Genomic DNA, 15918 nt, shown 5'->3' on the forward strand with positions numbered 1-15918 from the left:
TCGTTGTATCCGAATTTACGCTCTTGGAGTGTTATACCAAACGAAAGTAGCCTAACTAGGCAAAATCGGACACGTAGAAAAGGGAAATAAACGAAATCTATAAAAATAATAGTTTTTTATTGATTTTTATAAGTTTTTGGCAACGGCTAATTAACTATTATCTGTCACAAAAGAGCATAAAAAGACAGGACGCAATAATTTTAACTTGTTAGGATGTAAATAAGGGAGGAGTCATATGGCTTGGGTTGAATCTTTACAAAAGGCAATTGATTATATTGAAGACAATTTATTAAACGAGTTAACGATTGAAGAAATTTCTAAACAAGCTAATTCATCTGTTTTTCATTTTCAGCGAACATTTTCAATTTTAACTGATATTAATATAGCTGAATATATAAGACGAAGAAGATTGACACTAGCGGCCAATGAATTAACAACTACTGATCATAAAATAATTGACATTGCCTTGAAATATAGGTATGACTCTCCTGAGGCTTTTGCAAAAGCGTTTAGAAGACAGCATGGTGTAACCCCAAGTGAAGCAAGAAAGTTTATTGGAAATCTAAAATCATATAACCGCCTCGTTATTCAGGTGAGTTTGAAGGGAGCAGAACCAATGCAATTTAATATTGTTGAAAAAAGTGCTTTTCAAGTAGTTGGAGTGAAAAAAGAGTTTTCTTATTTGAATGATCAACAACAACAACTGATTCCTAAAATGTGGGATGAGGTTAATGAAAATGGTACGAGTGATCGTTTGTACGAAATTAACAATGGTGACATTAAAGGTGTTTTAGGTGTGTGTATGATGAGCGAGGAGCAAAAATCAAAAAATCTACTAGAATATTGGGTTGCAACCGAATACGAAGGAGATGTACAAGAAGGATTTTATCATCATGAAATTCCTGCATCAAAATGGGCTGTATTTGGTGTTCACGGAGCAATGCCACACGCAATGCAATCGGCATGGAAGAAGATTTTTTCGGAATGGTTTCCTTCAAGCGGCTATTCACATGCAGGAATCCCAGAATTTGAACTTTATCCAGAAGGAAATCCATTTAGTGAAGATTATTATACTGAAATTTGGATTCCGGTAAAATAAAACCAATTTTTAAAGGTGCTTCTCAATTAAGAGAGCACCTTTTATCTTTATGTATAAATTTATCCTCTTAATGCTTCTAAAACTACTTGTGCTTTGTAGCCTTCAGAGAAATCTATGATTGTAGCTTCTTCACCTTTTAAAGCCTTTACTAAATGATTAATTAATGAATCAGCTAAAGTTTGATCGGCTTCAATTTGTTGAATTGGCTCGCCGATCTTTCCTCCTTCTAAATTAGCCCAATTTATTAAAGAAAGAGTTCCTTCCGAACCGTATGCTGTAAATTTAATTTCTTCTTCACCTGCAATTTGGCTTAAGCCATCTATTAATACAGGAGTGCCATCTTCTAATTCTAAAAAGGCGATAATTCCATTTTCGGAAGCAAGAGGGTCAGCGGGATATTGCATATGTTTCGTACCTGTTTTCATATTACCAAAAATCTTTTGAATTTGTTGAATATAATGTACACCAACCTCTAATACATAACCTCCTTGTTCTTTTGTAGCAACCCATTCATTTTGTTGCCATAGTCTCGGCCAATTTGGAAAACGCATCTTTAATTCGATTCTTCTTAAGTCGCCAACATATCCGGATTTAATAAGGCTAGCAAAAGACTTACTACCAACATTGTAGTTTAATGGGAAGTTCATAGCATGAAAAATACCTTTTTCTTTTGCTTGAGTATAAAGTCCTAGAGCTTCCTCTGTTGAATTTGCCAATGGCTTTTCACAAAGTACATTAATTCCTTTTACGATTACATCAGATACTACCGAATAGTGATATTTTGGAGGTACAGTAACATAAACGAGATCAAGTTCAGCATTTTCAAGCATCTCAAGATGATTAGTAAAAGTTAAAACTGATTCTAATTGGCTACTTGTTTCTTGAACTCTTTCTTCTAATGTGTCACATATTGCTACTATTTTTGTTTCTTGGTGGTTTGAAAATAAAGGAATTAATCTTTGGCCAATTGCGCCAAGTCCAATAATACCAACTTTTATCATGAGAAAAACACCTTTCGAAATAGATTTATATTGTAATTATAGTAAGAAAAATTAAAAAATTAAAGAAATAGGTATCATGTTCTTAGCATAAGTTAATTGAGGTGCTACCAATTGCTCACAGGAAAATAATTTTTGAGTAAAAAGTTTTGTGAATTAACAAATTCAAAAAGGGGTTTTAGACACAGAAAGAGAATATAATTCATTGATAAGTAATGGAGGTGATATCTTGGAGAAGAAGCCTTTGTATTATGATGGTAGTGGGGACGGAGAAAAATTAATTAAATCAGAAGTTGTAAAAAAGCAAATGAGTATTGTTACTGAAGTTAGAAAAAATTTAACTGGTAATCCGTATGTAATCGATTGGAGTCAAGTTAATGTAGTTGGGAAATGATTTGTTATTTGTGTTTACTTGTTCTTAATTAAGAATGAACTAAAGAACGATCAACAAAATAATGAAAATATTTATCCCAGTTGATTTATAAAAATTAAAAAAGATGTCCCATAAGTTATTAATTAAATAAACTTAATGGACATCCTTTTTGATTAAAGACTATTAACAGTTTCCATCAATATCGCAGCTTAATGAAGACTGCTCAACAAGTTTTTGGTTGTTTAGAGCTTGAATAAATGCTTCTTTACTTTGAACACCTTGTAAAACTTGATCACCAATTATAAATGTTGGTACTGCATTAATAAAATTAGGGTTTTGGATCGATGAGTCATACTTTGTATTTGAAACAGCTTCTATGAATTGAGAACTGTCTAAACCAAGTTTTTCAGCGATTTCTGCCAGTACGTTTACATCACCAATTTCTTTGCCTTCTGTCCAAAAATCTGCTAAAACTGCTTGAGCATATTCAGCACCTTTTCCATTTTCTTCTGCGAATAAAAACCCTCTGTGAGCTTTTTTAGTTGAAGGATGGGGATCCATAGTTGGTAAAATCATCTCAACACCAAGTTTTTGTGCAAGTGGTTGAACTCCGAATTTCCATCCTTGTTGAATATAAGAACTATTTGGACTTAAAGGTTCAGCTCCCTCAGGTCTTAATTGGAATGGTTTCCATTCAAGCTCTACATCGCTAACTTCTTTAATAGCGTCCTCAAGTGGTTTTTTTCCTAAATAGCAAAACGGACATACATAGTCCGAATAAATTGTAACTTTCATTATGAAACCTCCTAAATCAATTAAAGAAAGTATAAACAAAACTAGAGCTAAATCTCAATTTATTAGCTTCGAAATACGAAACTTTTTTATGGAAATAACTGTTCTACAAGTAAAAAAGAAATAGAGCATGAGAGCTCTATTTCTTTAAATCATTGGTTGATTGATCATCAGGTGGTGGATTCGTTCCGATTCTAGCAGTGTTCAGATCAACAAATGCGTTTAAAAAATATTTTCTTCTTAAAAGTAAAACAGATAGTAGTAATAGGCCACAGATTGATGTGAAAATCATTCCAGTAAGTAATCCACCTATATACATGAATGTATCCATTTGTGATGTAAATAGTGACCAAACTAAAATAGAAAGGATTCCGTCTGCTAAAACAATGGCAAGCGATACTACTAAAAAAGGTAAAAATTGTCCAGTTTCTTTTGTTTTCTTTGAAGCATATCTATATCCAATTGGTACAGATAAAAAGATAATAAAACAATAGAAGAGTAATATGAAATCTCGAATTGACATAGTATCACACCTAACTTTTTTTGTTGGTACTATACTATATGCAGAATATTCATATAATTGGACAAGATTTTTTTATTTACCAATTTTTACTTTTTTCTTTTTAATTTCTGTTTTTTCAGGCTTTGTAGGAGAGAAGTTATCAAAATCCTTTTTTGTTTCTGGTACTTCGATATGTCCTGTTCTTATATTTGCTTTATATAAATCAACTTGTTCTTTAGTGTCTTTATTTAAATTCTTATCTGTTTTTGCAAGATCAACGCCATTTTCTTTTATGCCCCATCTCAAAATGCGTCCACCTTGAAAGTTCCCTTTTAATTTCTTTGTGATTACTTCATCTACGCCTTTATCAATTCGTTTGATTGCTGATGTTAGGGTGACATTTTCCGGTAATCCTTGTTTATATTGATCCCGGTCAACACCAATTACCCAAACCTTTTTACCATTTTTCTTTAATTTTTTAGCTTCAGTAAATACACCTAATCCTGTTTTTCCTGCTACTTGGAAAATTATATCTACACCTTTATCATTATATAAGGTTTTTGCTAATTTACTTCCCTCTGCAGGTTTATCAAATGAATTTGCAAATTCGGTCAATACTTTTATTTTTGGATCGACGGACATAACACCTGCCTTAAATCCGTATTCAAACCTTTTTATAAATGGATCTTTTGTACCACCGATAAATCCAATCTTATGCGTTTTAGTGTTCATCGCTGCTGCAATACCAGCGAGGAATGCTGATTGCTCTTCACGATAGGTGACACTTACGACATTTGGTTTTTCAACAATCCCATCAATTATGACAAAGTCAGATTTTTTTTCTTTACTCGCAACTTCAGAAATGGCTTTTTGAAATGAATAACCTATTCCAAATGTTAAATCATATTTTTTCTTTGCATACTTCATTATTTCTTTTTTTGCAGCTTTGTCTGTTGGGGCATCAGTTTTTACATAATTTTTATTTTCCTTCCAACCATGTTTCTTTCCAGTTTCTTTAATTCCATCCCAAACTGCTTGGTTAAATCCTTTATCATGAATTTCAGTTTTACCCATAACAATTCCAATTTTAAAATCATTTTCTTTTTCTTTCTCTGATGCACTTATATTATTATTTCGATTAGCACAGCTAGTTAAAGTAAGGCTAGCAATTAGTGAGATTGTGGCGATTTGGAAAAAACGTCTTCGCATTGTTTTCCTCCATATATTATATTTAAAAAACTAAGCTCTATTGTGTAAATTTCCCAATCAATTCATAAATCATTCTTTAAAGTGTTGGCAATTTAATATACAAGTGGTACTGTAACAATTAGAAATGATTAAGATGGAGGCATTAACGTGAAGCTTGTATTTTTAGGAACGGGAGCAGGAATGCCATCAAAAGGTAGGAATGTAACAAGTATTGCATTACAGCTTTTAGAGGAAAGAGGAGCGACTTGGCTTTTCGATTGTGGTGAAGCAACACAGCACCAAATATTACATACGTCAATTCGACCACGACGAATCGAGAAAATTTTTATTACTCATTGCCATGGTGATCATATCTTTGGATTGCCTGGATTATTAAGTAGTAGAACATTTTTAGGTGGAGAAGATTTATTAACAATTTATGGACCTAAAGGGTTAAAGGATTATGTAGAGACTAGCTTTAAAATTAGTGGTACTTATTTGAAATATCCGATTCATTATGTTGAAACTTCTGAAGGTATCGTTTTTGAAGATGATCAATTTATTGTTCAAGCAGTAGAACTTGAACATGGAATTCAATCATTTGGTTATCAAATTATTGAAAAGGATTTACCTGGAGAATTAAACGTAGAGGAACTGAAGAAAATTGGTGTGAAACCAGGGCCAGTTTATAAATTCCTAAAAGAAGGGAAAACAGTAACTTTAGAGGATGGAAGAATTTTAAATGGTAAGGATTTTATTGGACCTTCAAAAAAAGGTCGACGCATTGCAATAGCAGGGGATACTCGTATAACTGATAAAAGTAATTTGCTTGCAAGAGGTATGGATGTATTAGTTCATGAATCAACCTTTGCAGACGATGAAACTGTTCATGCATATGATTATTTCCATACTACAAGTACTCAAATTGCAACTGTTGCTAAAGATGAGGGAATTAAAACACTCTATTTAACGCATATAAGTGCAAGATATCAAGGGGAAGCTTCAAAAAAATTATTAGATGAAGCATTTGAAATCTTTGATCATACATATATAGCGAATGATTTCGATGAATATGAAATCACAAGAAACGATTGATTTTTACGAATGAAATTTTCAGTTAAGATGAGTGCTTTTAAAAAGTTGAGAAGTGTACATAAAAGAATAGTTTAGAGACATGATATAAGTATTCTGTGTAAAAGGAAGGTCATGGCTTTGAAACAGTTAAAAGTTATCCTTTTATTTATTTTTAGTTTCCAATTTATTTTTTACAGTTCTATTAATGCATCAGCTGAAAGTAAAAATCGATATTACTACGAAAAGCAAGGTACTGCTATTTGGGAGGTACCTGTAAAAGAGAAAGTAATAGCAATTACATTTGATGATGGGCCGAATGATGAATATACCCCAGAAGTTTTAGATTTGTTAAAGAAGTATAATGCTAAAGCAACATTTTTTTTAGTCGGTGAGAGAGTTGCGAAATTTCCTGAAGTTGTAATGAGGGAAATAGAAGAAGGTCATGAAGTTGCAAATCATACATATACGCATGCTAGACTTCAGTATTTAACTGATGAACAAATAAGAGACCAATTACATAAAACTCATGATGCAATTATAGCTGCAACTCATGTCGAACCAGTATTATTTAGACCACCATTTGGTTACTATAGTGAGCGTTCGATCAATACCGTGCATGATCTTGGCTATTTAACTGTTATGTGGTCTTGGCATCAGGATACATTTGATTGGCAAAATCCTGGAGTATATAAAATCGTATCAAATGTATTAAAAGATACTAGAAAAGGAGATATTGTTCTTTTTCATGATCACGGAGGGGACCGTAGTCAAACTATCGAAGCACTGAAACAAATCTTACCGGCTCTTCAAAAGCAAGGCTATCAGTTTGTAACGGTATCACAATTGTTACAATTAAAAGCAGGAGTTAAACTTCCTAATTTTTAGTCAAAACCAGATCAATGGATTATCCAAATTGATCTGGTTTTTTGTTTTTTCTTGCTCTTCTACTTCTTAAGTCTGATATAAAACCATTCCTCAGGCCATTATTCCGAAATAAAAACTTGTATAAGATAAGAGTATAAGTTGAAAGGAGGCGACGAGGTCATGAAGAAGTTCTTAACTTTTATCCTCGTACTAATATTAATTGGAGTTGCTTTAGCGAATTTAGGTGGCTTGATTACTTTAGCACTTGGGTTGGTAATCACATATTTCAGTTTTAAAAAGTTTATGAAAACAGATTCGATTTTAATGAAAATCATCTGGACAATTATTGGATTAATCGGTTTATCGATTGCAATAAGTGGTCTTCCTTCTTTAATAGGTGCAGCGGCTGCAATTTTGCTTTATTACCTATATAAAGATTATCAAAATCAAAAAAAACTTAAAGATGATGAATTTAATATTTATGATGAAAATTTCAACCCTATAAAATAAGAGGAGTGTATGACTATGAAAAACTTATTTACTCGTATTAAAAATCAAATCTCAGCGGATTTACATGGCTTATTAGATGAGAAAGAACAACAAAATCCTATCTCACAATTAAACTACTTCATTAAACAATCTGAAAGTGAATTAGGAAAAGTAAGGGGATTACTTGAAAGACATTATTCATTACGTACGAAATTCCAGGTCGAACGTGAGGGAGCACTTCAAATGGTGCAAAAACGTGAAGAACAATTAAAGGTTGCAAATGAAGCTGGTGCCGAAGAGCTAATCAAACGTGCAACTGAAGATCTTGCTTTTTATAAAGAACAAGCTGAAAAGTTTGTTACCTTAATCGCTAAAACAGAAGAAGAAATTAGCTTTATGCATGAGCAAGTTAATCAAATTGAAAAAAAGTTAAAAGAGCTTCATACGAAAAAATATGACTTAATGTCTCGTCAAAACATGGCTCACGCTACAAAAAAAATAAATGAAACTCACCATTTACTTAATAGTAAAATGCCATCAATTGACTTCAACTACTTTGAAAAACAAATTCGTGATTTAGAGCTAAGAGTTCGTTCAGAATTTGATCTTCAATCATTTGATTACAAAATTGACCTATTAAAAAAAGAACTGACAAATAAAGTAAAGCAAGAAGCATAATCGTTTTCAAGAAGAAGAGATCACTAATCTCTTCTTTTTTTGTGGATTTAAAAAGGAACAATTTAACTAATTTCAATTTTTTCACTGGAGAAGAAGATGAGGGAGGTGGATCTCCACTACAGGGGGTTATGGGTAAGTAATTCTCAAGAAAAAGCAATTAAAGTACCTCATGACCTGTTATGAGGAAGTAAATGAAAAGAAAAGGCAATTCAAAGTACCTCATGAACCTGTTATGAGGAAGTAAATTAGAAGAAAAGGTAATATAAGTACCACATGAACCCGTTATGAGGAAGTAAACGAAAAGAAAAGGCAATTAAAGTACCTCATGAACCAGTTAAAAATGACAAGAAAAAGCATTTTAAGTTCCTCCTGAAGCCAATTTTTTGTCTTTTTTTTGATTATCTTGGAATAAATTTCTCTTTTAAAAATATAGATATGATGTTGACTTTAAATAGTATTGTAAAATTATTTGAAAATTTTGAATTAGTTTATGAAACAAAAAAGGTACATCTTGAGAAAGGGCGAATTAAGTTATGAAAGGCTTCGAGATCGTTTTAAAAGACATTGTTATTTATTAAAGTAAGATCCGTAAGGTTCCCACATAATTAAACATCAAAAGATCCTATATTGAGGAGCGTATAAGGAGGTTTTTAGAGTTACAATCTTTGGGAAGAGGGACTTGAAACGAATCTATTTATGTTAACAGTGCTTTTAATCAAATCATACGACTTGATGTAGTTTTTATTTTTTGAATATGTGTTTTTTAAAAGAGAAAAATTAAGAATGATTAGTAAAATAAATTTTGAAAGTAGGGTTATTATTGAGAATTAAAGGTAATATCGTAAAAAAACATGATGTAGTTCATTGTATGGTTTCAACTGAGGCACAGTTTGCATGGGATCTTTTAAAGAAAACAAAATATCGATGTATTCCAGTTTTAAGTGAAAATGATAGAGAGTATGTTGGAAATCTTTATCGTGTTGATTTAGCTGAGTATTTAGTAGATAACGATTCTTTGCAAGGCAAGACAGTAAATGATTTTGTGCGCAAAGAATGTCCACCAATTCAGGAGGATTCACCATTTTTTAAAGTATTCTTTACGATTAAACGTTTTCCATATTTAGCAGTAGTAAATGATCTAAATGAATTTGTAGGAATTTTAACGCATAAAACAGTTTTTGAATTATTAGAAGAAGCATGGGGACTGAAGGACGGCGGTTATTCATTAACTGTTAGTACGATGGAACATGAAGGAGCGTTAGCAAGATTAGCTAAGCTTGTAAATAAATATTCTAATTTGAAGAGCTGTATTACACTAGATAGTGATTCTGTTTATCGAAGAATTTTAATAACGCTACCACCAACTATTAGTGAAGACGATTATATTAAGTTGAAAAAAGATATTATTAAAAAAGAGTTTCATATTATGCATGAAGAAGTTTCAACAAGTCATGCTGCTCAAAAATAATTAAAAAGAAGAGCAAGGGGAGCATTATACAGTCCCTTGCTCTTTTATTTAGTAAGCTTTTTTTAAATTTAATTTTTAAATTTTGATGCCAGTTTGATCGGCTTGAACTTAGTTAAACCCTTAATTTAGCTTTTTATGTACTTCATGATTTGATTCTATATTTTTCTTTAATGAATCGAATTTTAATAGTAGGAGAGTTGATACTTTTTGAGGGTAGTTAAGTGGTTTTCCCTTTGCTTCTACCATTGAATTGCCAACAACATAACTGATTGTTAGAAAGCCAACAATTAAAACTAGTGTAACGATTAAAGCAATTGTGATGAGAATACGCTTAATACTTGCTCGTAATACTCTACTGTTTGTTATTTTCATCAGAAAACTCTCCCCCTTAGGACAACGCAGTTACCTGTATCATTTTATTACCTAAAGAAGAGAGTCATGACAAGCTGATTAAATTTTATTAATTTTTTCATATTCCTCTTGGATCTCACGTGATCGAACAGTTGCTTCAATAAAGCAATTTAAAAATGAATTAGCAACTTCACGGTCTTCAAGAACAGATATTCCAGCTTGAGTAGTGCCATTTGGGCTTGTAACTTTCTTCCTCAATGTCAATGGAGATTTATTCGTTTCTTGAAGCATTGAAATTGAACCCATTAAAGTTTGCTGAATAAATGGCTTGGCAATATCACGATGGATCCCTAATGCCATTGCAGCTCGTTCAAATTGTTCGATAACATAATATATATAGGCTGGACCACTACCAAATAATCCAGTCATTGCATGTAATTCGTCTTCTTCAACTTTAGCGACAATTCCGACACGCTCAAATAACCTTTTTGCTGTTTGCACTTTTTCAAAAGGAACTTCATCTGGATAAGCTAGTGCTGTAGCAGATTTTCTAACGAGTGAAGAAGTAGTTGGCATTGCACGAACAATATTCAGATTTTCATTTCCTAGTAACTGTTTAATTGTACTGATTGTAACACCTGCTACTAAGGAAATAATTAATTGTTTTTCATTGAAAAAACTTTTAATTTGATCAAGAGCGATTGTAATATCTTTAGGTTTCATCGCTAAAAAAACTACACTTGAACCAGAGATTGCTAGCTGACGGTTAGTAGTAGCTAATACACCATATTTTGTATGTAAACTATCTAAACGCTCTAAATCCTCCCTATTTGTGATTGCAATTTGATCACTCTCAATATACCCGCTATCAATTAATCCTGCAATTAATGCTTCTGCGATACTACCTGCACCAATAAACGCAACTTTTCCTAGAAACATTACATTCACCTCACCTCTATTGTAATAGATATTTATATTAGAGAAATTAATGCTATATTCCTTGTTGACATATTACTTTTATATAATTTTTCAAAAATATTTTTAAATAATTTTTAGTTGAAGGAAAAATTTTAAGCAGAAAAGAAGTAATTGGGAAATTTTTTTTAGTTTTGGAACGATTAATACCTTTTTTTGATCCCCGTGTTTTCTGTACACTCTAGATTCTATCTTTATATTAATGTAAAATTCTAATCATCTTTGTTTGTATTTTTTAAAATGTATATTAGAATTAACTGTAAGAAGATTCAGATAAGGAGGAATTTACATGATCCCTGAAGATAAGATTCACCAAATTACACTCCCGGTACCTTATGCAATGAATACAGTAAATGTTTTTTTAGTTGAAGGAGATTTATTGACTTTAATTGATACAGGAACGAATACAGCGGATACATTGGATGCACTTAAAAGTGAATTAGATAAAATAGGATATAAATTAGAAGATATTGAACAAGTCATTTTAACTCATCATCATCCAGACCATGCAGGATTATTAGAAGAGTTCAATGAAGATGTGAAGATTTTAGGCCATGAACGAAATATTCCGTATTTAACTCAGGAACAATCATTCCTAAATTACTATAATGAGTACTTTATTGAAAATGCACTATTATACGGTGTACCACAAGAATATGTACAAAGAATGCCACGGACAACAGAGAAAATGCCATATACTAGTATTCGTTCTTTAACTAATACGATAGATGAAGGCGATCGAATTGATAGTATTTTTGGATTGAAAGTATTGTACACACCTGGTCATGCAACTTCTCATATTTCTTTAATTAGTGAGGATGATGGCATTGCATTCGGAGGAGATTTATTATTAGATAAGGTTTCGTCAAACCCAATTATTGAGCCTCCATTAAATGGTGAAACCGAACGTGTAAAACCATTATTACAATACAATCACTCTTTACAAAGAATAGCGGAACTTCCGATTACAAAATTATATACTGGACATGGTGAACCAGTTACAGATATTAAAGGTTTAGTAAAAAGTAGATTAGAAAAGCAAAAAGCTAGAGCTGAAAAAGTATATGAAATGATTAAAAAACAACCGTTAACTGCATATGAAGTTTGCCAAATGTTATTTCCAAAGGTTTATCAAAAACAACTTTCACTTACTTTGTCTGAAACAATTGGTCAATTAGACTACCTGGAAAACTTAGGTTTTATTAGTTTAAATGAACGAAATGATGGTATACTTGAGTATAAAACGAATGAGCATTCAGTCAGTCAATAATAGAGGTGGGAATTTTTGAGGTTAAGTAACCAAACGGTAGTAATAACAGGTGCTTCGAGTGGTCTTGGGAAGGATTTAGCTTTAACTGCAGCAAAACAAGGCGCTAATATCGTCTTAATTGCTAGAAGAGAAACAGAGCTAAAAAACTTAAAGGCAAAAATACAAGAAGATTTTCCGGTTAAATGTCATTATTTTGTTGTAGATGTGACAGATGAAAATGCAGTATACGATGCATTTCATCAAATAGAAGAGCAATTTGATGGAATCGATGTTTTAATAAATAATGCAGGGTATGGTCTATTTCAAACGGTTGAACATATGTCACTTCAAGATATGAAGCAAATGTTTGATGTCAATGTATTTGGGGTCATGATTTGTTCAAAGCTTGCCCTTACGTCTATGAAGCTGAAAGGGAAGGGACATATTATTAATATCGCTTCTTTAGCTGGTAAGATTGCAACTTCGAAGGCTGCAGCATATGCAGGTTCTAAGCATGCAGTGCTAGGATTCAGCAATGCTTTAAGACAAGAAGTTGAAAAAGACGGTATCTATATTACGAATATAAATCCAGGTCCAATGGATACACCATTTTTTGATATTGCAGATGAGTCAGGATCATATGCTAAGTCTGTCCGTAAAATGATGCTAGACCCAGAAAAAGTTGCTTCGAAAGTTATTTCCTTAATTGGAAAAAATGTTCATGAAATTGATCTACCTTCATGGATGGGATTTGGAGCAAAAGTTTATTCAGTATTCCCTAAGGTAAGTTATTACTTAATGATGAAATTCGGAAATAAAAAATAACAGAAACTGATCATAAAGACAGCCTAGATGATGATAGAAAAAAGAGCTAAGAGAGGAATCTTCTCGAAGCTCTTTTTTTATTTAATGGCTGTGTTTAAGAGTATTGTTGATTTTCTTGTTTAACTAATTGGCAGTCAATCCCGACAACTTGAGCATTTTGTGATCTAGCCACTACGGCAGCAACGTATAATACCTGGACCATCGCTGGTACAGATTGGGACATAACAACCTCTAAAGCATTTTCCTGTTTACTTGTTTACCCCATAATTCACTAAACTTTTTACTGAATGCCAATACCAATATCTAGTACATTTTTCTTCTATTTTTTTATGGCATCCATCCTTTTACAACCTTCGCAATTTTTTCTTTTAAAAGTTGTTTGCTCAATAATTCCTCTTCGTTATCAAGTGCACATTTAAATTCATACACATGTTATTTAAAATTTCTAAGCTCTTACCTACTTTTTCCTTTTGTGAAATATTTGCTGGCTCCATAACAGTTACTAATCCATATTTTGCTTCGTAATCGCTTTTTAACTTCATTTCGCATTTCACTCTAAAAAATCTACAAAATATTTTAAAAAATTAATAGAATTTTTTAGGTAATAGTTTGAATTTTTACGGAAAAGGCCGAAATATGGGGGAATTCAGATAGGACGCAGCTTACAACGAAGGCTACACTGTATGGGGCGATACTTCTTATATCAAGTCAAGTATGCTGATCACATACATGACAGTGCAAAACTATACGAAGGTAAACGAAAACAGTCCAGCAAAAATCATCGCGTTCGCTGATAATAAAATCCACTGGAAATTCTACATCAAGGACGCAAACGGAAATGTTGTGTTTACGAAGGAATATCCGCTTGAAGATGAAATCCGTTTCTCATGGGCTCCAAGGACCGGAAGTACCAAATGGAACTTACACGCTTTATGCGGACGGTGAGAATGTGGAAGGGTTTAAAGTAACATCTACTGCGACTAGCAAAATCAACGTGGTACATTAAAATATGACAGAAAAAGCAACCAAATTTGATTTGGTTGCTTTTTGTTATATTCACTTTATTCAATGCTGCTAAATGATCTCCATTTCAACCTCCCGTTGCAGTTTACTCAAGTATATTTTGATTTGTAGTTCGGTTACTTGTCTTTTAGGGAGAGAGAATAAAAGATTCCTCGCTTTTGTAATTTTAACTAGAATTACCAGACGATAAGAAAATTAAACATAATGAAACGGGAGCGTTATTGGCAAAAAAAGTTCAAATCGAATTAGGTATTCCTGTAAGTTTTAACCCTATAACTTAGATGTTATGAATAGCTTCGTTGTTCAGTTAAAGCATTATTCGCTACATAAAGAAAACTTTAGATCACATTTTTGTGGCTTTTTTCAGTTACAATCAACGTTTAAATTTAGCAGAGCCTTATACAAAGCTAGATAATTTTTTATTCATACTAAATTCTTGAGCCTCTTTATTATTTCCAATGTTTAATCCATACACCCCATTATTTTGTTCAAGGTAAACCCTATATTTTTTCATTAGTCTAACTTCTTACGCATTCAACTATATATAGAGTAATGAGATCTAAGTGAAAGATGGTGGCATAGTATGACTAAAAGGGATTATTTAATCAAACCACTTGTAGGTGATCGCTATCCAACAATTGATCGAGGAGAAACTATCTACCTATGGGACAAGCAAGGAAAGAAATATATTGATGGTTCTTCGGGTGCAGTTGCTGCAAGTATTGGTCATGGTGTTAAGGAAATAATTGATGAAATGGTAAAACAGGCCTCTAAAGTGGCATTTGTTTATAGATCACAGTTTACAAGTGAGGCGGCAGAACAATTAGCTGAAAAAATTGCTCAGTTAGCACCTGGAGATTTAAACTGGAGTTTTTTTGTTAATAGTGGTACTGAAGCAACTGAAACAGCTATGAAAATGGCGATACAACATTTTCAAGAAAGAGGAATTCATACGAAAACGAAGATTATATCAAGGAGCATGAGCTACCATGGTATCACCATCGGATCTTTATCTATGTCAGGGCATCCTTTAAGGAGGAAACGTTTTACTAGTTTACTAGAGGATTATCCAATGGTTGAAGCGCCGTATTGCAAAAGGTGCCCATTTGAACTAGAGCCTGGAAATTGTGGTTTACTTTGTGCAACTGCACTTGATCGTACAATTCAGAAATTAGGTTCTGAAAATGTAGCAGCTTTTATAGCTGAACCTATTGTTGGTGCGGCAGGAGGTGCGTTAACTCCTCCAAAAGGATATTATGAAAAAATTAAAGAAATTTGTAATAAACACGATGTGCTACTTATTGCGGACGAAGTAATGACGGGAATAGGTAGAACTGGGGAAATGTTCGGAATGAACCATTGGAATTGTGTGCCCGATTTATTAGTCCTCGGTAAGGGATTGGCGGCTGGTTATACGCCAATTGCTGTAGCAATTGCAAGTGATCGTGTAATGCAACCTATTTTAGAGGGCAGTCGACTTGTTATGAGTGGACATACGTTTAGTGCGAATCCTCTATCAGCAAGTATAGCTTTAGCGGTTTTAAACTATGTCGAAAAAAATGGCTTAGTACAAAATTCTAAAATACAAGGTGAAAAGATCAAGTTAAAACTAAGAGAATGGCAGAAAGAGTATCCTTTTCTATTCGATGTCAGGGGTGAAGGGTTACTGATTGGTATTGAAATAAATGAAGATTTGTTTGATTGTAAAAGTGTAACAAATCGTGTAATTGAAATTGCTAAAAATCATGGATTATTACTATATCCATCTGTTAGTGGTCCATATGGAAGATTTGAAAATAGTTTCTTGCTTTCTCCACCTTTAGTTATTACTGATGCGCAAGTAAATGAATTGCTAACTTTATTGAAGGAAGTATTTAATGAGCTAAATCAAGAAGCAAAGGAGAACGAATAATGGCAATCAATACTTTCGGAAAAATCATTAGTATTGAAGAAGCTTTGCTTTATTTTAA

General features: G+C 32.7%; 19 protein-coding genes. 11 read left to right on the forward strand and 8 right to left on the reverse strand.

Annotation, left to right across the window (positions count from 1 at the left end):
- Positions 1–235: 235 nt before the first annotated feature.
- The gene (locus CN946_RS03740) at positions 236–1099 is read left to right on the forward strand and encodes an AraC family transcriptional regulator (RefSeq protein WP_098859958.1); all 864 of its coding nucleotides are present in this window, start codon (positions 236–238) and stop codon (positions 1097–1099) included.
- Between the two features lie 59 nt (positions 1100–1158).
- Here the strand turns inward: CN946_RS03740 and CN946_RS03745 are convergent, their stop codons facing one another.
- A complete protein-coding gene (locus CN946_RS03745; RefSeq protein ID WP_098859959.1) occupies positions 1159–2100 on the reverse strand; it encodes a Gfo/Idh/MocA family protein in 942 nt (313 codons plus the stop codon).
- A gap of 226 nt (positions 2101–2326) precedes the next feature.
- Between CN946_RS03745 and CN946_RS23110 the strand changes: the two genes are divergently transcribed.
- Positions 2327–2491, forward strand: a complete 165-nt coding sequence (locus tag CN946_RS23110; protein WP_176547193.1) for a hypothetical protein — start codon at positions 2327–2329, stop codon at positions 2489–2491.
- 162 nt (positions 2492–2653) lie between these two features.
- Here CN946_RS23110 and CN946_RS03750 read toward each other — a convergent pair whose 3' ends face one another.
- The 3 genes from CN946_RS03750 to CN946_RS03760 form a co-directional block, all read right to left on the reverse strand.
- Entirely contained in the window at positions 2654–3265 is a 612-nt protein-coding gene (locus CN946_RS03750; protein ID WP_098859960.1) for a DsbA family oxidoreductase, read from the reverse strand.
- A 136-nt stretch (positions 3266–3401) separates the two neighbouring features.
- Positions 3402–3785, reverse strand: coding sequence for a hypothetical protein (locus tag CN946_RS03755; RefSeq protein WP_098859961.1), 384 nt, complete (start codon positions 3783–3785; stop codon positions 3402–3404).
- A gap of 72 nt (positions 3786–3857) precedes the next feature.
- Positions 3858–4973: a BMP family lipoprotein gene (locus CN946_RS03760; RefSeq protein ID WP_098859962.1), complete on the reverse strand. Its 1116-nt coding sequence runs from the start codon at positions 4971–4973 to the stop codon at positions 3858–3860.
- A 147-nt stretch (positions 4974–5120) separates the two neighbouring features.
- Between CN946_RS03760 and rnz the strand changes: the two genes are divergently transcribed.
- From rnz to cbpA, 5 genes are all read left to right on the forward strand, one after another.
- Entirely contained in the window at positions 5121–6047 is a 927-nt protein-coding gene (rnz, locus tag CN946_RS03765) for a ribonuclease Z (RefSeq protein WP_098859963.1), read from the forward strand.
- A 117-nt stretch (positions 6048–6164) separates the two neighbouring features.
- Positions 6165–6911: a polysaccharide deacetylase family protein gene (locus tag CN946_RS03770; protein WP_286133806.1), complete on the forward strand. Its 747-nt coding sequence runs from the start codon at positions 6165–6167 to the stop codon at positions 6909–6911.
- Positions 6912–7070: 159 nt separating this feature from the next.
- The gene (locus CN946_RS03775) at positions 7071–7400 is read left to right on the forward strand and encodes a lmo0954 family membrane protein (RefSeq protein WP_098859964.1); all 330 of its coding nucleotides are present in this window, start codon (positions 7071–7073) and stop codon (positions 7398–7400) included.
- Between the two features lie 15 nt (positions 7401–7415).
- Positions 7416–8057 carry a PspA/IM30 family protein gene (locus tag CN946_RS03780; protein ID WP_069033441.1) on the forward strand — a complete coding sequence of 214 codons (642 nt, stop codon included), beginning with the start codon at positions 7416–7418 and terminating at the stop codon, positions 8055–8057.
- Positions 8058–8877: 820 nt separating this feature from the next.
- Positions 8878–9525: a cyclic di-AMP binding protein CbpA gene (cbpA, locus tag CN946_RS03785; RefSeq protein ID WP_098859965.1), complete on the forward strand. Its 648-nt coding sequence runs from the start codon at positions 8878–8880 to the stop codon at positions 9523–9525.
- Positions 9526–9645: 120 nt separating this feature from the next.
- Here the strand turns inward: cbpA and CN946_RS03790 are convergent, their stop codons facing one another.
- Entirely contained in the window at positions 9646–9897 is a 252-nt protein-coding gene (locus tag CN946_RS03790) for a hypothetical protein (protein WP_098859966.1), read from the reverse strand.
- 78 nt (positions 9898–9975) lie between these two features.
- Positions 9976–10815 carry a pyrroline-5-carboxylate reductase gene (gene proC, locus CN946_RS03795; protein WP_098859967.1) on the reverse strand — a complete coding sequence of 280 codons (840 nt, stop codon included), beginning with the start codon at positions 10813–10815 and terminating at the stop codon, positions 9976–9978.
- Between the two features lie 325 nt (positions 10816–11140).
- On the opposite strand from proC, the gene CN946_RS03800 reads away from it, so the two are divergent.
- Both CN946_RS03800 and CN946_RS03805 read left to right on the forward strand, forming a co-directional pair.
- Positions 11141–12121 (forward strand): MBL fold metallo-hydrolase, encoded by a 981-nt coding sequence (locus CN946_RS03800; RefSeq protein WP_098859968.1) that lies wholly within the window; start codon positions 11141–11143, stop codon positions 12119–12121.
- Positions 12122–12136: 15 nt separating this feature from the next.
- Positions 12137–12925: an SDR family NAD(P)-dependent oxidoreductase gene (locus CN946_RS03805; RefSeq protein WP_098859969.1), complete on the forward strand. Its 789-nt coding sequence runs from the start codon at positions 12137–12139 to the stop codon at positions 12923–12925.
- 94 nt (positions 12926–13019) lie between these two features.
- Here CN946_RS03805 and CN946_RS23715 read toward each other — a convergent pair whose 3' ends face one another.
- Complete coding sequence (locus CN946_RS23715) at positions 13020–13148, reverse strand: hypothetical protein (protein ID WP_286133807.1); 129 nt, start codon at positions 13146–13148, stop codon at positions 13020–13022.
- Positions 13149–13308: 160 nt separating this feature from the next.
- Positions 13309–13467 carry a hypothetical protein gene (locus CN946_RS23290; protein ID WP_176547194.1) on the reverse strand — a complete coding sequence of 53 codons (159 nt, stop codon included), beginning with the start codon at positions 13465–13467 and terminating at the stop codon, positions 13309–13311.
- Between the two features lie 323 nt (positions 13468–13790).
- Between CN946_RS23290 and CN946_RS23295 the strand changes: the two genes are divergently transcribed.
- Together CN946_RS23295 and CN946_RS03815 are read left to right on the forward strand one after the other, a co-directional pair.
- Entirely contained in the window at positions 13791–13931 is a 141-nt protein-coding gene (locus tag CN946_RS23295; protein WP_176547195.1) for a hypothetical protein, read from the forward strand.
- 600 nt (positions 13932–14531) lie between these two features.
- Entirely contained in the window at positions 14532–15860 is a 1329-nt protein-coding gene (locus CN946_RS03815; protein ID WP_098859971.1) for an aspartate aminotransferase family protein, read from the forward strand.
- Positions 15861–15918: the final 58 nt, after the last annotated feature.

It is taken from the genome of Bacillus sp. AFS053548 (assembly GCF_002575105.1).
Classification (GTDB): Bacteria; Bacillota; Bacilli; order Bacillales; family Bacillaceae_G; genus Gottfriedia.